The 19,271-nt window shown below is 66.3% G+C and carries 13 protein-coding genes and 1 pseudogene; 4 read left to right on the top strand and 10 right to left on the bottom strand.

Features of this window, described 5'->3' with window-relative positions:
- Positions 1 to 3: 3 nt before the first annotated feature.
- Both argE and AC25MA_RS06760 read right to left on the bottom strand, forming a co-directional pair.
- A complete protein-coding gene (gene argE / locus AC25MA_RS06765) occupies positions 4 to 1,164 on the bottom strand; it encodes an acetylornithine deacetylase (RefSeq protein ID WP_486971901.1) in 1,161 nt (386 codons plus the stop codon).
- The gene (locus tag AC25MA_RS06760) at positions 1,157 to 1,834 is read right to left on the bottom strand and encodes a DUF1028 domain-containing protein (protein ID WP_486971900.1); all 678 of its coding nucleotides are present in this window, start codon (positions 1,832 to 1,834) and stop codon (positions 1,157 to 1,159) included. Before AC25MA_RS06760 ends, argE begins: the two co-directional genes overlap by 8 nt.
- 286 nt (positions 1,835 to 2,120) lie before the next feature.
- On the opposite strand from AC25MA_RS06760, the gene AC25MA_RS06755 reads away from it, so the two are divergent.
- Both AC25MA_RS06755 and AC25MA_RS06750 read left to right on the top strand, forming a co-directional pair.
- A complete protein-coding gene (locus AC25MA_RS06755) occupies positions 2,121 to 3,437 on the top strand; it encodes a flavin-containing monooxygenase (protein WP_069017755.1) in 1,317 nt (438 codons plus the stop codon).
- A complete protein-coding gene (locus tag AC25MA_RS06750; protein WP_028689357.1) occupies positions 3,437 to 3,853 on the top strand; it encodes a RidA family protein in 417 nt (138 codons plus the stop codon). Before AC25MA_RS06755 ends, AC25MA_RS06750 begins: the two co-directional genes overlap by 1 nt.
- Before the next feature lie 95 nt (positions 3,854 to 3,948).
- On the opposite strand, the gene AC25MA_RS06745 is transcribed toward AC25MA_RS06750, so the two are convergent.
- From AC25MA_RS06745 to AC25MA_RS06720, 6 genes are all read right to left on the bottom strand, one after another.
- Positions 3,949 to 4,836 carry a pirin family protein gene (locus tag AC25MA_RS06745; protein WP_486971899.1) on the bottom strand — a complete coding sequence of 296 codons (888 nt, stop codon included), beginning with the start codon at positions 4,834 to 4,836 and terminating at the stop codon, positions 3,949 to 3,951.
- A 189-nt stretch (positions 4,837 to 5,025) separates the two neighbouring features.
- Positions 5,026 to 6,663: a phosphoglucomutase (alpha-D-glucose-1,6-bisphosphate-dependent) gene (gene pgm, locus AC25MA_RS06740; protein WP_062364347.1), complete on the bottom strand. Its 1,638-nt coding sequence runs from the start codon at positions 6,661 to 6,663 to the stop codon at positions 5,026 to 5,028.
- A 79-nt stretch (positions 6,664 to 6,742) separates the two neighbouring features.
- Positions 6,743 to 8,998 carry a helicase C-terminal domain-containing protein gene (locus AC25MA_RS06735; RefSeq protein ID WP_486971898.1) on the bottom strand — a complete coding sequence of 752 codons (2,256 nt, stop codon included), beginning with the start codon at positions 8,996 to 8,998 and terminating at the stop codon, positions 6,743 to 6,745.
- Positions 8,995 to 10,650: a VRR-NUC domain-containing protein gene (locus tag AC25MA_RS06730; protein WP_486971897.1), complete on the bottom strand. Its 1,656-nt coding sequence runs from the start codon at positions 10,648 to 10,650 to the stop codon at positions 8,995 to 8,997. Before AC25MA_RS06730 ends, AC25MA_RS06735 begins: the two co-directional genes overlap by 4 nt.
- Positions 10,651 to 10,766: 116 nt before the next feature.
- Positions 10,767 to 12,167: a hypothetical protein gene (locus AC25MA_RS06725; protein WP_028689352.1), complete on the bottom strand. Its 1,401-nt coding sequence runs from the start codon at positions 12,165 to 12,167 to the stop codon at positions 10,767 to 10,769.
- Positions 12,168 to 12,358: 191 nt separating this feature from the next.
- Positions 12,359 to 13,381 (bottom strand): zinc-dependent alcohol dehydrogenase family protein, encoded by a 1,023-nt coding sequence (locus tag AC25MA_RS06720; protein WP_062573758.1) that lies wholly within the window; start codon positions 13,379 to 13,381, stop codon positions 12,359 to 12,361.
- Positions 13,382 to 13,588: 207 nt separating this feature from the next.
- Here AC25MA_RS06720 and AC25MA_RS06715 point away from each other — a divergent pair, with 207 nt between their 5' ends.
- Both AC25MA_RS06715 and AC25MA_RS06710 read left to right on the top strand, forming a co-directional pair.
- The gene (locus AC25MA_RS06715) at positions 13,589 to 14,503 is read left to right on the top strand and encodes a LysR family transcriptional regulator (RefSeq protein ID WP_028689350.1); all 915 of its coding nucleotides are present in this window, start codon (positions 13,589 to 13,591) and stop codon (positions 14,501 to 14,503) included.
- 153 nt (positions 14,504 to 14,656) lie between these two features.
- Positions 14,657 to 15,523 (top strand): annotated as a pseudogene (locus tag AC25MA_RS06710) (tyrosine-type recombinase/integrase); the annotation flags it as partial.
- 147 nt (positions 15,524 to 15,670) lie between these two features.
- Here AC25MA_RS06710 and AC25MA_RS06705 read toward each other — a convergent pair.
- Together AC25MA_RS06705 and AC25MA_RS06700 are read right to left on the bottom strand one after the other, a co-directional pair.
- Positions 15,671 to 17,440: an acyl-CoA dehydrogenase C-terminal domain-containing protein gene (locus AC25MA_RS06705; protein WP_028689349.1), complete on the bottom strand. Its 1,770-nt coding sequence runs from the start codon at positions 17,438 to 17,440 to the stop codon at positions 15,671 to 15,673.
- A gap of 99 nt (positions 17,441 to 17,539) precedes the next feature.
- Positions 17,540 to 19,162: an acyl-CoA synthetase gene (locus AC25MA_RS06700; protein WP_062364358.1), complete on the bottom strand. Its 1,623-nt coding sequence runs from the start codon at positions 19,160 to 19,162 to the stop codon at positions 17,540 to 17,542.
- Positions 19,163 to 19,271: the final 109 nt, after the last annotated feature.

Below are 19,271 nucleotides of genomic sequence, written 5' to 3'. Positions count from 1 at the left end.
CTGTCAATCCTGTCGCAGATGCTCCACCAGCCGACGCAACATGGCATCGCATCCCTGTAGCTGCTCGAGACTGACAAACTCGTCGGGCTTGTGCCCCTGCTCCATGCTCCCCGGCCCGCACACCACGGTGGGGATGCCGGCCTGGTCGAACAAGCCGCCCTCGGTGCCGAAGGCCACCGTGCCAAAGTCGCTCGAACCACTGATCAAGGCCACCAGGCGCGCTGCCTCGCTGTCGGCAGGCGTGGCCAGGCCAGGGTAGGCACTCAACGGTCGCAGGCGGATATCGCTCGCCCCACTCACCGCGCGCATGCGCGGCAGCAACTGTGTCTCGGCGTAGTCCTGCAGCCGATCAGTCACGACCTGCGCCTCGAAGCCGGGCAAGGCACGCACCTCGAAATCGAACTCGCATTCGGCGGGGACAATGTTCAGGGCACGACCGCCCTTGATCACACCGGTCTGTACTGTGGAGAACGGCGGGTCGAAGCGCTCGTCGTGGTACTCGGGACGCGCCAGGTCGTCACCGATCTCGCCCAGCTTGCCGATCAGCCGCGCCGCGTACTCGATGGCGTTGACGCCGTAGGGGGCATAGGCCGAGTGGCAAGCGGCGCCATGTACCTGGCAACGCATGGCCAGCTTGCCCTTGTGGCCTAGCACCGGCTTGAGTTCGGTGGGCTCACCGATCAGGCACAGCCGCGGCTTGTGCGGGCGCTGCGCCAGGGCGGCGAGCATCGAGCGCACGCCCAGGCAGCCGACTTCTTCGTCATAGGAAAACGCCAGGTGCACCGGCAGCTTCAGCGGCTGAGCGAGTAACGCCGGCACCGTCGCCAGCACCGAGGCGATGAAGCCCTTCATGTCGGCCGTGCCGCGACCGTACAGGCGCCCTTCGCGCTCAGTCAGCCGGAACGGTTCGACGCTCCAGGCCTGGCCCTCCACCGGCACCACATCGGTATGCCCGGAGAGCACCACGCCGCCACGGTCGTCGGGGCCGATGGTGGCGAACAGATTGGCCTTGGTGCCCTCTTCGTTGTGGAACAGCTCGCTGGCGACACCAAGCCCAGCCAAGTAGTCGCGGATGAAGGCGATCAGCTCAAGGTTGGAATCGCGGCTGACGGTGGCGAACCCGACCAACCGCTCCAACAGCGCACGGCTGGAAACCTCATTCATCGCCCGGCACTCCGTAGCTCGGCGCGGCGGTCGGGTTCAGGGCGCGGGTCACATAGTCCTGCATCTGCGGGCGGTAGGCCTGCCAGAGGTTGTCCAGCTCGGCGATGGGATCGTGCTCGGTCCAGTCCACGCGCAGGTCCACCAGCGGCCAGGTCAGCTCGCCGGCGATCTTCAACGCCGCCGAGTGTACCGGCCCCGCCTCGCCACCGGCGGCCATGGCCGCGTGCATCGCCGCCAGCAGGCGGTCGGCCAGGTGGCCGCCGGCCTGTTCGAACGCAGCCACCATGGCCTCGATCACCGCCCGCGACGACAGCAGGTTGCCGGCCGCGGCGCATTGTTCGCCGGCCACGGCGTTGTGCACGCCCAGGGCCTCCTTGCCGGTGAACAACGCTACCTGGCCCTGGCTGTCGATCACCGTGACCTGGCGATACTCGCTCCAGCCATTGGCGCTCAGCACCCGGTCCAGTGCCGCGGCGGGCGGCAGCCGGCCCTGCTCGAGGGCGTCGAGGATCTGCGGGCCCAGGGCCGGCAGGGTGATGTTCTGGGTGGCCACGGCACCGACCCCGGCCCGCACCCATGGGCAGCGGGCGCCGACGGCGATGCTCGATGAACTGATGGCGATGCCGACCTGGCCGGTTTCCTGGCAGCGGCCGATGATGGAGAAGGTCATGGTGCAGCTCCTGTGTTGGGGTTACCGGCATTCTCGGTGGGCCCCGGGAGCTGCGAAACCAACATTTTCCTCGGCACTGGGCAGGAAAAAACTAAGGCCGCTCCACAGGGTCCTGCGCAATCCCTAGAAACCGCTGCAGCCCATTGCCAGCAGAGCCTTCGCCAATTTATCGGCAAGCCCCAACTAAATACTATTTTCGCGATTTCCCGCCCATCCCTAGTCTGGCCCCAGGCAAAGGCGGTCCCCACCGACCTGAACAAGAACGCCGCTGAAGAAGGGCTGGGACATGACACTGAACAACATCGAAATCGACACCCTCGTGGTCGGCGCCGGCCAGGCCGGCGTGGCCATGAGCGAACACCTGAGCAAGCTCGGCGTGCCACACCTGGTGCTGGAGCGCAAGCGCATCGCCGAGGCCTGGCGCACCGGACGCTGGGATTCGCTGGTGGCCAACGGGCCGGTCTGGCACGACCGCTTCCCGGGCCTGGAATTCGACCTCGACGCCGACGCCTTCGCCGGCAAGGACCAGGTCGCCGACTACTTCGAGCAGTACGTGCGCAAGTACAACCTGCCGGTACGCACCGGGGTCGAGGTGAGGAAGGTGGTGCGCAACGCCGACCGCCCGGGCTTCACCATCGACACCAACCAGGGCGTTATCCGCGCCAACCGCGTGGTGGCCGCCACCGGCCCGTTCCAGCGCCCGGTGATCCCGGCCATCGCGCCAAAGGACGAAGGCCTGCACCAGATCCACTCCGCCGCCTACTTCAACCCGCAGCAACTGCCTGAGGGCGCGGTGCTGGTGGTCGGCGCCGGCTCTTCCGGGGTGCAGATCGCCGAGGAACTGATGCGTGCCGGGCGCCAGGTGTACCTGTCGGTCGGCGCCCATGACCGTCCGCCGCGCAGCTACCGCAACCGCGATTTCTGCTGGTGGCTGGGCGTGCTCGGCGAGTGGGACGCGGAGATCGCCAAGCCCGGCCGCGAGCACGTGACCATCGCCGTGTCCGGCGCCCGCGGCGGCCACACCGTGGACTTTCGCGCCCTCGCCCACCAGGGCATGACCCTGGTCGGCCTGACCCAGTCGTTCGAGGGCGGCGTGGCCCGTTTCCAGGACAACCTGGCCGAGAACATCAACCGCGGCGACGAGAACTACCTGGCCCTGCTGGACGCCGCCGACGCCTATATCGAACGCAACGGTCTGGACCTGCCGGAGGAGCCCGAGGCCCGCAAGCGCCTGCCCGACCCGGCCTGCGTCAGCCAGCCGCTGCTGGAACTCAACCTCGCCGAGGCCAACGTCAGGAGCATCATCTGGGCCACCGGCTATGGCGTGGATTTCAGCTGGTTGCAGGTGGACGCCTTCGACGCCAACGGCAAGCCGCAACACCAACGCGGCGTGTCGAAGGAGCCGGGCGTGTACTTCCTCGGCCTGCCCTGGCTGTCGCGCCGCGGCTCGTCATTCATCTGGGGCGTGTGGCACGACGCCAAGCACGTCGCCGGCCACATCGCCACCCAGCGCACCTACCTGGCCTACCGCGACCGCGAGCAGCGCGCGGCGGATGAGCAGCAACCCTCGATCAGCAACGTCAGCACCTTCGGAGCCCTCTGATGCCTACCCACACTCGCATCCGCATGTTCAACACCAAGGCCACCTACCCCAACCAGACCCTGGACAACGACCTGTGCCAGGCTGTGCGGGCCGGCAACACCATCTACGTGCGCGGTCAGGTCGGCACCGACTTCGAAGGCCGGCTGGTGGGCCTGGGCGACCCACGGGCCCAGGCCGAGCAGGCGATGAAGAACGTCAAGCAGCTGCTCGAAGAAGCGGGCTCGGACCTGTCGCATATCGTCAAGACCACCACCTACATCACCGACCCGCGCTTCCGCGAGCCGGTGTACAAGGAAGTGGGCAAGTGGCTCAAGGGGGTGTTCCCGATTTCCACCGGGTTGGTGGTGGCGGGGTTGGCCCAGGCTGAGTGGCTGATGGAAATCGACGTGATCGCGGTGGTGCCGGATCAGCCGTGATCCCCTGAAAAAGCAATCGCCGGCAAGCCGGCTCCCACAGGGATCGCGCAGATCCTGTGGGTGCCAGCTTGCCGGCGATTGGAGTCAACGCTTTGTTATTGTCGGGCGCCGCGCTCGACGCCGCCCATCTGCCCGAACCGCCCGGCCTGGAAATCATCGAACGACTCGGCGATTTCCGCCTGGCTGTTCATCACGAACGGCCCGTAGCCAACGATGGGTTCGTCGATCGGCTCGCCGCTGAGCAGCAGCACGCTGACCTCCTCCAGCGCCTCGAGGCGCACATCGCTGCCATCGCGCTCCAGCAGCACCAGGCTGGCCGGGCCGGCCTCGCGCTCGTCGTTGACCCGCAGGTTGCCGCGCAGCACCACCAGCGCGGCATTGCGCCCGGCGGCCAAGGGCAGTTGCAGTGTCGCGCCGGCCTTCAGCCGCAGGTCCCAGACGTCCATCTCGGTGAAGGTGCGCGCCGGCCCCTGATGATTCAGGTAGCGTCCGGCAATCACCCGCAGGCTGCCCGCCTCGCCTGCCAGCGCCACCACGGGAATGTCGTTGGCCAACAGCGTCTGGTAACCCGCCGCGGCACGCTTGTCCTTGGCCGGCAGGTTGACCCACAGTTGCACCATCTCCAGGGTGCCGCCACTACGGGCAAAGGCCGGGGAATGGAACTCCTCGTGGATGATGCCGCCCCCGGCGGTCATCCATTGCACATCGCCCGGACCGATCAGGCCGCCGGCGCCGGTGGAGTCACGGTGCTCCAGTTCGCCCTGGTAGACGATGGTCACCGTCTCGAAGCCGCGATGCGGATGCTGGCCGACGCCACGCCTGGCCGTGGTCGGGGTGAAGTCGTGGGGGCCGGCGTAGTCCAGCAGCAGAAACGGGCTGATGTGCCGGGCCTGGTGGTCGTAGGTGAACAGGCTGCGCACCGGGAAGCCGTCGCCCACCCAGTGAGCGTGGGGGCTGCGGTGGATACCCTGGATGTTTTTCATGAGAAGCCTCCTGTTTGATGGCTATCACCTTACAGATGAGACTAATGATTCGGTAGGCAGCAAAAACAGCACTGCTCGTTCCACAAACGGAACAATCAAAGGCATCGCGGGGCAAGCGCGCTCCCACAAGGCCAACGTACATGGGCCTTGTGGGAGCGGGCTTGCCCCGCGATTGGCTTCAACGGACGATCAGGCGATCGCCGCGTCCACCAGCACCTGGGCTTCGGCCACCAAGCGCTTAAGGTGCGCCTCGTCGATGAAGCTCTCGGCGTAGATCTTGTAGATGTCCTCGGTGCCCGAAGGACGGGCGGCGAACCAGCCGTTCTCGGTCATCACCTTCAGGCCGCCGATGGCCTGGTTGTTGCCCGGCGCATGGCTGAGGATCTGCTGGATCGGTTCGCCAGCCAGCTCGGTGGACTTGACCTGCTCCGGCGCCAGCTTGCTCAGCAGCGCCTTCTGCCGTGCATCGGCCTTGGCCTCGACACGGGTGGCGTACGGCTTGCCCAGCTTGGCGGTGAGGTCGGCGTAGATCTGGCTCGGGTTGCGCCCAGTGCGGGCGGTCATTTCGGCCGCCAGCAGCGCCGGGATCAGGCCGTCCTTGTCGGTGGCCCAGACGCTGCCGTCCTTGCGCAGGAACGAGGCGCCGGCGCTCTCTTCGCCGCCAAAGCCCAGCGAGCCGTCGAACAGGCCCTGGGCGAAGAACTTGAAGCCCACCGGCACTTCGTACAGGTCACGGCCCAGCGCGGCGGTGACCCGGTCGATCAGGCCACTGGAGACCACGGTCTTGCCCACGGCCGCGTCGCTGCGCCATTGCGGGCGGTTGCGGTACAGGTAGTCGATGGCCACGGCCAGGTAGTTGTTCGGTTGCAGCAGGCCATCGGCAGTGACGATGCCGTGACGGTCGTGGTCGGGGTCGCAGGCGAAAGCCACGTCGAAGCGCTCGCGCAGGCCGATCAGGCCCTGCATGGCGTACGGCGAGGATGGGTCCATGCGGATCTGGCCGTCCCAGTCGACGGTCATGAAGCGGAAGGTCGGGTCGACCTCGGTGTTCACCACTTCCAGGTTCAGCTGGTAGCGCTCGGCGATGGCCGACCAGTAGCGCACCCCGGCGCCGCCCAGTGGATCGACGCCCAGGCGCAAGTTGGCGCCACGGATTACCTCGAAGTCGATGACGTTTTCCAGGTCGGCGACGTAGCTGCTGACGTAGTCGTGACGCTGGGTGGTGGGTGCCGCCAGCGCCTGCTTGTAGTCCATGCGCTTGACACCGGCCAGGTTCGCCGCCAGCAGCTCGTTGGCCTTGGCCTCGATCCACTTGGTCACGTCGCTGTCGGCCGGGCCGCCGTTGGGCGGGTTGTACTTGAAGCCGCCGCTCTGCGGCGGGTTGTGCGACGGTGTGATGACGATGCCGTCGGCGAGGCCCTGCTGGCGGCCACGGTTGTAGCAGAGGATAGCGTGGGACACCGCCGGGGTCGGGGTGTACTCGTCATCCTGGCTCAGCATCACCTGCACGCCGTTGGCGGCCAGCACTTCCAGGGCGCTGGCCGCGGCCGGCGCCGACAGCGCGTGGGTGTCGGCGCCGATGAACAGTGGGCCATCGATGCCCTTTTCCTGGCGATACAGGCAGATAGCCTGGGTGATCGCCAGCACGTGGTACTCGTTGAAGCTCAGATCGAACGACGTGCCGCGGTGGCCCGAGGTGCCGAAGGCCACGCGCTGGGCCGCAACCGCGGCGTCGGGACGGCCGGTGTAGTAGGCGGTCAACAGGCGGGGAATATCGACCAGCACGCTTGCCGGAGCCGGCTTGCCTGCCAAAGGACTGAGCGTCATGCGGAACCTCGAAATCAACAGAAGTAGGTGTTGGAACGCGCAGTGTACTGGGAGTTTCAGCGCCAGGCGATGGCGGCGTTCACCCCAGTTGCCACCAGCTGGGGAACATCTGCCGCACCCGGGGCTCGGCGAAGCGTTCGTCGATCAGCATCAGCACGCCACGGTCCTGGTCGCCGCGGATCACCCGGCCGGCGGCCTGGATCACCTTGCGCACGCCCGGGTACAGGTACGCGTAGTCGAAACCGGCGCCGAACTGGCGGCCCAGGCGCTGCTTGAACTGCTCGTTGACCGGGTTGACCTGGGGCAGCCCGAGGGTGGCGACGAAGGCGCCGATCAGGCGCGTGCCGGGCAGGTCCACGCCCTCGCCGAAGGCGCCGCCGAGCACGGCGAAGCCCACCCCCTGCCCGTGCTCCACGAACCGCGCCAGGAAAGCCTCGCGCCCGGCCTCGTCCATGCCGGGCTCTTGGCACCAGATCGGCAGTACCGGATAGCGCTCGGCCAGCAGTCGCGCCACCTGCTCCAGGTATTCGAAACTGCTGAAAAAGGCCAGGTAGTTGCCCGGCTGGCGGGTGAACTGGGCGGCGATGAGTTCGACAATCGGCGCAAGCGACGCCTGGCGCTGCTGGTAGCGGGTGGACACCTCGCTGACGATGTGCACCTGCAACTGCTCGGCGCGGAACGGCGCGGCGACCTCCAGCCAGGCCGTGTCGGCGGGCATGCCCAGCAGGTCGCTGTAGAAGTGCCGCGGATTGAGCGTGGCGGAAAACAGCGTGACGCTGCGCGCCGCGCTCATGCGCGGCCCCAGCAGCCGCGCCGGCACCACGTTGCGCAGGCACAACGTGGCCAGGCACCGCCCCCGTGGGCCGTTGCGCGGGCTGATATCGAACAGGAAGTGCTCATCGAACAGCTCGGCGATGCGGCTGAACTGCAGGGCCTGGAAGAAGAACTCCAGCACCTTGGGCTCGACCTCGGCGGGCGCCTGGTTCATGCGTTCCTGGATCAGCCCGATGCATTGCTGCAGGGCACGCAGGAAGGCGTCCGGCAGTTGTTCGCTGGCTTGATACGGCGCCACCTGGGCCTTGTACAGCGCGTTCCACTGCCGGTTGAGTCGGTCGAGGGCACTGCCGAGTCCGGCCGGCTTGCTCTGGCGCAGTGCCAGCAACTGGCCCTGGTCAAGGCTGGCACTGTACATCTGCCGTCCCCGCTCCACCAGGTTGTGCGCCTCGTCCACCAGCACCGCCGTGCGCCATTGGTTGGCCTGGGCCAGGCCGAACAGCAGGGCATGAGCGTCGAAGTAGTAGTTGTAGTCGGCCACCAGCAGGTCGACCCAGCGCGCCATTTCCTGGGCCAGGTAATAGGGGCAGACCTGATGCGCCAGGGCCACCTCGCGCAGGTTGGCGCGGTCGAGCAGCGGCACCTGGGCGGCGGCTTCGCGGGCGGCCGGCAGCCGCTCGTAGAAGCCCCGCGCCAAGGGGCAGGACTCACCATGGCAGGCGTTCTCGGGGTGCTCGCAGGCCTTGTCGCGGGCGATCAGTTCGAGGCTGCGCAGCGCCGGCTGCGGCGACGCCCGGGTGATCTGGCGCAGTGCATCGAGGGCCAGGGCCCGGCCCGGGGTCTTGGCGGTGAGAAAGTAGAGCTTGTCCAACTGCTGCGGCACCACGGCCTTGAGCAGCGGAAACAGGGTGCCGAGGGTCTTGCCGATACCGGTGCTGGCCTGGGCCATCAGACAGCGGCCGGTGCTCACGGCCTTGTACAGCGTCTCGGCCAGTTGGCGCTGGCCCTGCCTGAATTCGGGATAGGGAAATGTCAACGCGCCAAGGTCCCGGTCCCGCTCGCTCAGCCGCTGCTCTTGCGCCTGCGCCCAGGCCAAAAAACGCTGGCACTGGGTCTCGAAGAAGCGCTTCAGGTCATCGGCTTGATAACCCTCGCTGATCAGCGTCTGGCCATCACTGTCGACATCGAGATAGACCAGCGCCACATCGATCGCCGGCAACTGCCGGGCCTGGCACAGCAACCAGGCGTAGACCTTGGCCTGGGCCCAGTGCAGTTGACGATGGTTGTCGGGCTGCCGGGCCAGGTCGCCGCGGTGGGTCTTGATTTCCTCCAGACGGTTGCGCGCCGGGTCGTAGCCATCGGCGCGGCCGCGTACCCGCAGCCCCTGGTACTCGCCCTCCAGCGCCACCTCCGACTCATAACCAGCGGCGCGCCGCGCCACCACCCGACGGTGCCCGGCGATGCCCTCCTGGGCGGTGGGCGACGGGGTGAAACGCAGGTCGAGGTCGCCGACCTTGGCGCTGAACTCACACAGTGCGCGCACGGCCACGGTGTAGCTCATACCGATACGCCCCCCTTCCAGCGCACATGGCACACCGCGACCGGCAGACCGTGGGCATGGCAGAACTCGAGCCAGCGCAGTTGGTTGTCCTGCAGGCGATCGCCCGGCCCCTTGACCTCAACCATGCGGTAACCGCCCTGCCCCGGCCAGAACTGGATCAGGTCAGGCATGCCGGCGCGGTTGGCGCGGATATCCTGCAGCAGGCGCAGGAAGCAGGCCTTCAGGTGCGCGGGCGGCAGGTAGTCGAGTGCCTGTTCGAGCAGCGCCTCATCGAGCATCTGCCAGAACACGAAAGGCGACTGCAGGCCCTTCTTGGCCTGGAAGCAGTCAAGGATGGCCTGGCGATGACTGCCATCGTCCAGGCGCCCGAGGCAGACGTCGAACAGCGCCGCGCGGCGCTGCTGGAAGTCGACGTCGTGCAAGTCCTGAGGCCCGCTCTGGAACGGGTGGAAGAACGCCCCCGGCACCGGGGCGAAGACCGCCTCCCAGCACAGCAGGCCGAACAGGCTGTTGAACAGGGAGTTCTCGACATAGTGAACACTGCCGCCTTCCTGCTCCAGGTGCTGACGCACCGCCTCTTCCACTCCCTGTGACGCAAGTTCCGTCGGCAGTTCCAGTTCGATCAGCATCACCGCCTCGCTGCGCCGGCGCGGCTGTGCCGGACCACCCAGCTTGCGCACCAGACGTGGCAGCAGGCGTTCCAGGGCCTGACGCTCCAGGGCGTTGGCGGGTGCCAGGGCCATATGCTGGGCCAAAGCGTGAGCCTGCGGCCATTGCTCGCTGCGCTCGTAGACCCGGACCTGGCGGATACGTGCCTCGGGGTGCGCGCACTCGGCGTAGATCCCCAGTGCCAAGTCCCAGTCCCCCAGGCGCTCGCATTGCTGGCCGAGGCTGAACAGCAGGCGCGCCCGGCGCCTGGCCAGCCAGGGGTTGCTGTCGTCGAATCCGTCCAGCGCCGCGAGCAGCTCGGCAGGCGCGGCGCCCTGCTCCAGGCGCTCGGCACACTGGTGCAGGGCGATGGCCAGATCGACCTCGGAGCGCTGGCGCAAGGCCCGCGAGTCGTCGCTGAACGCCACCTGTTCATAGCGGAACACGCCCAGGTCGGCCAGCACGAAGTCCGACCAGCTCTGGTAGAGGTTGCCGAAGAACAGCAGGCGCAGACGGTCGCACAACGGCTGTCGGCGCCAGTGCAGGATCCGCACCGGGAAACCGGGACACCACTGGGTCAGCGGGCCTGCCGGCAAGCCCAGGGCCTGCAACTGCTCCAGCAAGTCGCCCTTGCCAGCGCGCGGGCGGGGAAGCCGCCCTGCGAAGCATGTCGCCAGCTCGTCCTTGCGCAGCAACGCCCACAGTTGCTCCACCGTCACTGGCGCATCGTCGACCACCCAGCCCAGCACCTGCAACGGCGCCAGAGCCGCCTCGGTTTCTCCGATCTCGGCATAGGCGAGCTTGTCGCTGCGAAACAGCTCGCCCTTGCGCATGACCATGCGCACCAGCACAGCCTGGCTGGGTACCGGCAGTTGGCTGAAAACCTGGATGAATCCATGCTCATCGCGGTCCAGCAGGTCGGCATAACGCTGCCCGACCCAGCTCAGGACCTGGCGAAAGTTGTGCAGGTAGTACAGGGGATCATCGACGGAGTGGGCGATCACGGTGCAAGTCGGGTGTGATGAACAAGCACTGGTTATACATACAGACCGCAGTCGTGGGCAAGCGCGCTGGATCGACGGTCACGCGATCAGTACTCGTGCTCGCCACGACAACAGGACTAATCGACCGCGCGCAATGGCGCAAAGCCGCCGCTCGGGCTGGCTGACAGGGGCCGCAACCACTGATCGCGCCGGCCCAACAGCTGGAACAGGCGCCGGGCGTGGAGGCTGAGCGTGCCAGCATACACCCCCCGCAGTTGCGTGAGCTGCAGGCCACTGGTTTCAACCAGCCACTGGCTAACCGGTTCCGGGCAAGGGAGCCCCTGCAAGGCGCGGTGCAGATACGGCAGCGCGACACGCATCCCTGGATGACAGCGCAGCACAAAGGTCTCTAAGTTGTGCCCCTGCGCCTCGAACGGGGTGAACAGCTGGCAGACCAGTTGCGCCTCGTTCACGTCATAGGCGCCAGCCAGGCGTGCCTGTGCCTCGCTGCGCAAGGCCCGCCCCTGTGGCCAGGCAACCGACGGTTGGCCAAAACGCTGGAAGAACGCCTGCGTGCCTTCGCGATAGCTGCGCTGATTCAGGTACTGCGCCTTGAGCCCATGCAGGTGGGCCAACGGCAAGGGATCGAACAGCCCTGACGGCCCCTGGGCGTGCCTGCCCATGGCGTCCTGCCGGCCGAGCATGCGGTCCAGCAGCTCACCGTCGTCCGGGTGGCGCAACAGGTCCTCAACCATCACCAGCCGCGGCTCGCCGCCAGGCTGGCGCAGCACGGGTGAAGTCGGCGGTTGCCAGGGATCGGCCAGCACCTTGCCTAACTGCTCGAGGCCCGCTGCCAGCACATTGTGGGGCGTCAGGGCGTGGGCCACTTCCACGGTATGGCGCAGGCAGCGCCGCCCCCAGGCCAGCAGGCGATGGCGTTGGGCGAACGGCTCGGCGCTGATCAGGATCTGCTCGCCGGCCTCCTCCATCAGTGCCTGGCCCAAGCCGTTAGCCAGCTCCAGGTAACCCCTGGCACCGAGCAGCGCGTCCGGCTGACCGCCGACCAGATGACCGAACAGCAGCCAGGCGTTGCCCGTCTCGGTCAGTTGTTCGGCCGAGCAGGCCTGGCGAGCGCCGAACAGGCCGAGCCGCCCGCCATCCGCACGCAGTAGCTCTACCCGCGGGTCGTCGTGCAGGAACAGCGCGCTGAAACAGCGGTCGTGAAGGGCAAGGGCGGTGTCGTCGAGGGTTGGCAAACGGGCCGCCAGCACCCGCAGGCGGAAGGTGGCACCATGGCGCAGGGCGATGCTCAACTGCGCGGCGCGCAGGCAGGCCAGCAGGTGCGCGCTGCGTCGGTCAACGCCGTGCAGCACCAGCACCCGGACGTTACCGACGTATTCCTGGCCGCCGGCGACGACCAGCAATCGCTGGACCAGCAGCTGCACCGAGGCGCGCTGGGCCTGGGTCATGTGCTCCAGCAGGCGCTGCAGGACTTGCTGGTAGACATAATGCATGGCTTGGTCGTGAGTCTCGGTCATGCTATCGCTCCATCTCCCTGACGGCTTCGAGTTGAAGTCCGATTCTGGCAGATGAATAGCAAACCGAGCTTGAAGGAAACCTCCCAAACCCCAGTAGGACATTTAGCAAAAACTGGCTGATGTCTCAGCCCTGCAGGCTGCACGCTCCCCTGCGGGAGCGTGAATATCCTGAGAGCTTCTTCATCGCCCGATCAGTGCGCCCCCATGTCCAGCACCACCCGCCCACCACACGGACACTCGTCCATGTGCCGGTGCGCCTCGACCACCTGCTCGAACGGATACACCTTGATGATCTGCGGCGTCAGCAGTTGGTCGGCGGTGAACTGGTTGATGTCGCGCAACGCACGCTGCAGGGCCACCTGGTCCTGGGCGATGCCCAGCTCCGGCTTGCCGGTGAAGTTGCCGATGCAGTGCACATGGAACTGGATGTTTTTCTGGAACGCCGCGCAGGCCGGGAACGGCGTCTGGTTGCCGCCCTGCAGGCCGTACAGCACCAGGCTGCCACGCGGTGCCAGGACATCGCCGAGCAGTGACATCTGTGGGCCACCCATGCCGTCAAGGACCATGTCCACGCCACGCCCATCGGTGTACTTGCCGATCTGCATCAGCAGGTCCTGTTCCTCGGTGACGATCACCTTGTCCGCGCCCAGCCCCAGCAGGTACTCGCGCTGCTCGGGCTCCTTGGTGGCGGCGATCACCTTCAACCCCAGGGCCTTGCCCAGTTGCACGAAGGCCGGCCCCGCGCAGTGGCTGGCATCGGTGACCAGCGCGGTCTGCCCGGCCTTGGCCCGGGCCAGGTCGACGTAGGCGAAATAGGCGATCAGCAGGGGCGTGTAGTGCACGCTGGCCTCAATCGGGGTCAGCACATCCGGGTAACGGGTGATGGCGCTGCGCGGGAGGACGATCACGTCGCCGTAAACCGGGTGGTCGTTGGCGCTGGTGGCCGGGAAGCTGGCGACCCGGTCGCCCACCGCGATATCGTCCACACCCTCGCCCACCGCGGTGACCACGCCGGCCATCTCATGGCCGATACCGGCCGGCAGCCGCGCCTGGGACGGCGCCAGGTTCTGCCGCCAGAGCACGTCGTACCAGCTGACGCCGATCGCCTCGACGCGGATCTGCACCTCGCCGGCAGCCGGGGACGGTTCGGCCTGCTCCTCGCATCGGAGCACATCGGCCTGGCCGAACTTGTGGAAACGGATCATGCGGGACATCGCATACCTCGCCTGTGTGAATCTCGTATTACCACGGACTTTATCCGGGCTTTCACGGTTGGACCATCAGTGGCTGTTAATAGTCGACATGCCTGTCATTGATTGGGCCCCTGACAAATCTGTGCATTGGCACCCGGAAATCGGTGCAGGGTACCAGCCTTTGGCCTTAAGATTCACCCCTGCCCCACTTCTGGCGAGCCGCATCGAATGAATCGTAACGACTTGCGTCGCGTAGACCTCAACCTGTTGATCGTGTTCGAAACGCTCATGCACGAACGCAGCGTTACCCGCGCCGCCGAGAAACTGTTCCTCGGCCAGCCGGCGATCAGCGCCGCGCTTTCGCGCCTGCGCAACCTGTTTGACGACCCGCTGTTCGTGCGCACCGGCCGCAGCATGGAACCGTCGGCACGGGCCCACGAAATCTTCGCCCTGCTGTCGCCGGCGCTGGACTCGATCTCCACCGCCGTCAGCCGCGCCGCCGAGTTCGACCCGGCGACCAGCAACGCGGTGTTCCGCATCGGTCTGTCGGACGACGCCGAATTCGCCCTGCTGCCGCAGCTGCTCAAGCGCATCCGCGCCGAAGCCCCCGGCATCGTCCTGGTGGTGCGCCGGGTCAACTACCTGCTGATGCCCACCCTGCTGGCCTCGGGCGAGATCTCGGTGGGCGTGAGCTACACCAGTGAACTCCCCGCCAACGCCAAGCGCAAGGTGCTGCGCCGCAGCATGCCCAAGCTGCTACGCGCCGACAGCATGCCCGGCAGCATCACCCTGGATGACTTCTGCGCCCGCCCCCATGCCCTGGTGTCATTCGCCGGCGACCTCTCGGGGTTCATCGACGAGGCGCTGGACGAGATCGGCCGCAAGCGTCATGTGGTGCTGGCGGTGCCGCAGTTCAACGGATTGGGGAGTTTGCTGGCGGGGACCGATATCGTCGCCACGGTGCCGGACTACACCGCCGATGCGCTGACCGCGGCGGGTGGGTTGCGCGCGGAAGACCTGCCGCTGGAGGTGCGCAGCTTCGAGCTGCACATGGCCTGGCGCGGGGCGCAGGACAATGACCCGGCGGAACGGTGGTTACGCTCGCGGATTCAGATGTTTTTCGGCGACCCCGACAGTCTCTGACCGAGTTCCCCCAAGCGCCATAAAGCCTTTAAATTCATATAGTTAGAAATATTCTCCATCCATAGCCATCCGTCAGAATCCACTCAATTCCAGCTTGACTGGGGGTATCTCGGGGGTACATCAAGCCCAGATTAAAAAAGATATCCCCACACCATGCCCCCCGACAAACCACCTCCTTTCCTTCCAAAGCTCAGCGATGCCTTCATCCGTTCGCTGACCACACCAGGAAAGTACGCCGATGGCGACGTACCGGGTCTGTATCTACAGGTGCTTGCCTCGCTCAAGCCTGGCAAGTCACCCTCCCGGCACTGGCGACTGAAGTACCGTCTTCGCGGCAAGGAAAACGTATTCGTGATCGGCAGGTATCCGGATGTGGGCTTGAAGGAAGCCCGTGAGCTCGCCCGGACAGCGCGCAATAGCGTGGCCAATCACATCGACCCACTCAAAGCAAAAAAAGCCAAGATCGAGGCACAATGGCTCAACGAGGCGCGTACGTTTGCCTACGTGGCCGAAGAGTGGATGAATTTCAAATCTCCGGATTTGGTCAGCAAGTCCATTGCAGGGTTTCGCGGCGCACTGCGCAATCACATCTTGCCGGCCATCGGCGAAAAACCAGTCACCGAGATCAGACTTGAACACATCACTTCGATCATCAATACGCTGCGCCGTGCTCGGACGATGGCCATGGCCAAGCGCGTTCGCACCATCATTCGCGCCGTACTCGGCTTCGCTGAAGGCAGGGGCTGGGTGGAACGCAACGTGGCGCTGAGCAACACCGAGGAGCTCAAGATCCGCCACGTAGTCACCAGCAATCCAGCGATCGAACGACCGGCAGATTTGGGTCAGTTCCTGTTGCGCCTGGATGAACTAGATGCGAGCAGCGTGACCACCGCAATGCGCCTGCTGGTGATGCTGCCAGTGCGCCCGGGCGAACTTGTCAAAATGCGCTGGGAGGATGTCGATCTGATCAGCGCCGACTGGCGCTACGTGGTCAGCAAGACGCGGCACCTAGACAAGAGCAATCCACGGCCAGCATGACACGATCATCAATGGCGCCAGCAGTATCATGGCCTTGCCCGTTACGGCGTTCTAAGTCGCACTGCCAGCGTCCGGGTCGCCCTGCCTCAGGGCAACCCGGACGCTGGCAATTTCCACTCCAAGCACGCCTCAGAACTGCTCGGGCGACATTTTATACAAGCTCTGGCTACCCGCTTTGATGCTGTCCTCCAGAGCCTGGGTACGAGGCAACAACCGCTGGAAAAAGAACTCCGCGCACGCCAGCTTGGCGCCATGGAAAGCCGGATCCTCGGCCTGCAGCGCCTGCGCGGTGTTGGCCATGCGCGCCCACATGTAGGCGTAGGCGGTCAGGCCGAACAGGTGCAGGTACTCCACCGCCGAGGCGTTGACCAGGTTCGGTTCGTCACTTGCCTGTACCTGCAGCCATTGGCTGACGCGCTCCAGGCGCACCAGTGCTGCCAACAGCGCTTCCCGGTGCAGCGGAGCATCGACGCACCAGGCACGGATTTCCGCTGCCAGGCCAGCCAAGGCCTGGCGGCCGTCGGCCAGCACCTTGCGCCCGAGCAGGTCGAGCGCCTGGATGCCGTTGGTGCCCTCGTAGATCTGCGCGATGCGCACGTCCCGCACTCGCTGCTCCTGGCCCCACTCGCGAATATAGCCGTGGCCGCCGAACACCTGCTGGCCGAGCACGCAGCTCTCCAGGCCATTGTCGGTGAAGAACGCCTTGGCCACTGGCGTGAGCAACGCTACCTGGCGCTGCGCCCGTTCGCGCTCGCCGGCATCCTCGGCGTAGCGGGCGATGTCCAACTGCTGGCCGACATACACGGCGAAGGCGCGGCCGCCCTCGGTGAGGGTGCGCATAGTCAGCAGCATGCGCCGCACATCGCCATGCACGATGATCGGGTCGGCGCTGCGCTCTGGGGCTTGCACACCGGCCGCCGAGCGGCTCTGCAGACGCTCGTTGGCATAGCCCGCAGCGCTCTGGTAAGAGGCCTCGGCGCAGCCGATGCCCTGGATGCCAATGGACAGCCGCTCGTAGTTCATCATGGTAAACATCGCGGCCAGGCCCTTGTTCGACTCACCGACCAGGTAACCCTCGGCCTGGTCGAAGTTCATCACGCAGGTGGCCGAGGCCTTGATGCCCATCTTGTGCTCGATCGAGCCACAGTGGGCCGGATTGCGCGCCCCCAGGCTGCCGTCGTCGTTCACCAGGTACTTGGGCACCAGGAACAGCGAAATGCCCTTGGGCCCGACCGGCGCATCCGGCAGCCGCGCCAGCACCAGGTGGACGATGTTCTCGGTAAGGTCCTGCTCACCGCCAGTGATGAAGATCTTGCTGCCGCTGATGCGGTAGCTGCCGTCGGCCTGGGGTTCGGCGCGACTGCGGATCAGGCCCAGGTCGGTGCCGGCTTGGGGTTCGGTCAGGCACATGGTGCCGGCCCAGCGGCCTGCGTACAGCGGCGGCAGGAAGGTGGCCTTGAGCCTCGCGCTGGCATGGGCGTCGATGGCCAGGCAACTGCCGGCGGTGAGGGCCGAGTACAGGCTGAAGCTGCTGTCGGCGGCGTACATCATCTCCTCGAACAGCACGCCGAGCATCTTCGGCATGCCCATGCCGCCGTGCTCGGGGTTGCCGCCCAGGCCCACCCAGCCGCCTTCGCGGTAGGTGCGCCAGGCCTCGCGGAAACCGTCGGGGGTGCGCACCTGGCCGTTGGCGAACTGCACGCCCTGTTCATCGCCGTTGCGGCTGAGCGGGGCGATCAGCTGGCCGGTTAGCCTGGCGGCTTCTTCGAGGATGGCGTCGGCGGTGTCGGCGTCGACCCGCTCAGCCAGGGCCGGCAGATGGGCCCACAAGGCAGGGCCGTGGAAGACGTCCTTGAGAATGAAGCGCATGTCACGCAGGGGGGCGGTGTAGGTGGTCATCTCAGGCTCGCGGTTAGGCTTTGGGTTTTGAGTTGGCAGGCCCGGCCTCATCGCCGGCAAGCCGGCGATGCGGCCGCACTGGCCGCTGTGGCTGAACGCTCAGAGCGCCCGGGCGCGGTCGCGCAGCACGTACTTCTGGATCTTGCCGGTACTGGTCTTGGGCAATTCGCCAAACACCACGGTCTTGGGCATCTTGAAGCCAGCCAGGTGTTCGCGACACCAGGCGACGATCTCGCCTTCGCGGGTGGCACCGTGGCCGTTCTTGAGGGTGACGAAGGCGCAGGGCGTCTCGCCCCATTTCTCGTCGGGGCGGGCGACCACCGCGGCCTCGAGCACGGCGGGATGCTTGTACAGGACGTCCTCGACCTCGATGGTGGAGATGTTTTCGCCGCCGGAAATGATGATGTCCTTGAGTCGATCCTTGATCTCGACGTAGCCGTCGGCATGCCACACCGCCAGGTCACCGGTGTGGAACCAGCCGCCGCGGAAGGCCTCGGCGGTGGCCTCGGGATTCTTCAGGTACCCCTTCATCACCGTATTGCCGCGCATGAAGATCTCGCCCAGGGTATTGCCGTCGCGCGGCACCGGTTCCAAGGTCTGCGGGTCGGCGACCATCAGGCCGTCCAGGGTCGGGTAGCGCACGCCCTGGCGCGACTTGATCCGCGCCCGCTCTTCCAGGGTCAAGGCATCCCATTGCGCGTGCCAGGCGCACACCGTCACCGGGCCGTAAACCTCGGTCAGACCATAGGTGTGAGTGATGTGAATGCCCATCTCCTCAACCGCGCCGATCACCTTGGCCGGTGGCGCCGCGCCGGCAACCATCGCCTGAACCGGGTGCTCGATGGCGGCCTTGGCGCTCTCGGGCATGTTGACCAAGGCGTTGAGCACGATCGGTGCGCCGCACAGGTGGCTGACCCGGTGCTCGCGAATCAGGGTGAGGATTTTCTGCGGATCGACCCGGCGCAGGAACACATGGGTGCCGGCCAGGGCGGTAATGGTCCAGGGGTAGCACCAACCGTTGCAGTGGAACATCGGCAGGGTCCACAGGTACACCGGGCGGTGGCCCATGGCCCAGGTCATCTGGTTGCCGATGGCGTTGAGGTAGGCGCCACGGTGGTGATAGACCACGCCCTTGGGGTTGCCGGTGGTGCCGGAGGTGTAGTTGAGCGAGATCGCCTGCCATTCGTCCTCGGGCCATTCCCAGGCGAACTCGGGGTCGCCTTCGGCCAGCAGGGCCTCGTAGTCCAGGTCGCTGACCGGCTGGCCTTCGCCATATTCCGGGTCGTCCACATCAATCACCAGAGGTGGGTGTTCGAGCAAGGCCAGGGCGTCCTTGATGACGCCGTGGAACTCGCGATCACCGATCAGCACCTTGGCCTCACCATGACGCAGCATGAAGGCAATGGCCTCGGCGTCCAGGCGAACGTTGAGGGTGTTGAGCACGGCGCCGATCATCGGCACGCCGAAGTGCGCTTCGAGCATGGCGGGAATGTTCGGCAACATCACCGCCACCGTGTCGCCGCGACCCACGCCACGGCCCTGCAGGGCACTGGCCAGGCGCCGGCAACGGGCATAGGTTGCGGCCCAGTCGCGGCGGATGGCGCCATGGATCACGGCCGGGTACTGGCCATACACTGCGGCGGTGCGTTCGATGAAGCTGAGTGGCGTCAGGGCGACGTGGTTGACCGGTGCGGGCATCAGGCCCTGGGAGAATATCGACATGCGCGGGTCCTGTAGTGGAGGCAGGCGCGCGCTGTGCGCAAGCCCCCGGTGGCTGATTGTTAGCTCTGATCAGGGTGTGGGAGGCGTTTTCCTCCCTGTCGCTTTTTTA

Source organism: Pseudomonas sp. P65(2024) (assembly GCF_057480955.1).
The sequence above is the reverse complement of the archived record's forward strand: the minus strand, read 5'-3'. Positions and strand labels throughout refer to the sequence as shown.

Bases quoted from the DNA above. Each gene is read 5' to 3' on its own strand.
- argE (WP_486971901.1), bottom strand. From the start codon at position 1,164: ATGAATGAGGTTTCCAGCCGTGCGCTGTTGGAGCGGTTGGTCGGGTTC.
- AC25MA_RS06760 (WP_486971900.1), bottom strand. From the start codon at position 1,834: ATGACCTTCTCCATCATCGGCCGCTGCCAGGAAACCGGCCAGGTCGGC.
- AC25MA_RS06755 (WP_069017755.1), top strand. From the start codon at position 2,121: ATGACACTGAACAACATCGAAATCGACACCCTCGTGGTCGGCGCCGGC.
- AC25MA_RS06750 (WP_028689357.1), top strand. From the start codon at position 3,437: ATGCCTACCCACACTCGCATCCGCATGTTCAACACCAAGGCCACCTAC.
- AC25MA_RS06745 (WP_486971899.1), bottom strand. From the start codon at position 4,836: ATGAAAAACATCCAGGGTATCCACCGCAGCCCCCACGCTCACTGGGTG.
- pgm (WP_062364347.1), bottom strand. From the start codon at position 6,663: ATGACGCTCAGTCCTTTGGCAGGCAAGCCGGCTCCGGCAAGCGTGCTG.
- AC25MA_RS06735 (WP_486971898.1), bottom strand. From the start codon at position 8,998: ATGAGCTACACCGTGGCCGTGCGCGCACTGTGTGAGTTCAGCGCCAAG.
- AC25MA_RS06725 (WP_028689352.1), bottom strand. From the start codon at position 12,167: ATGACCGAGACTCACGACCAAGCCATGCATTATGTCTACCAGCAAGTC.
- AC25MA_RS06720 (WP_062573758.1), bottom strand. From the start codon at position 13,381: ATGTCCCGCATGATCCGTTTCCACAAGTTCGGCCAGGCCGATGTGCTC.
- AC25MA_RS06715 (WP_028689350.1), top strand. From the start codon at position 13,589: ATGAATCGTAACGACTTGCGTCGCGTAGACCTCAACCTGTTGATCGTG.
- AC25MA_RS06705 (WP_028689349.1), bottom strand. From the start codon at position 17,440: ATGACCACCTACACCGCCCCCCTGCGTGACATGCGCTTCATTCTCAAG.
- AC25MA_RS06700 (WP_062364358.1), bottom strand. From the start codon at position 19,162: ATGTCGATATTCTCCCAGGGCCTGATGCCCGCACCGGTCAACCACGTC.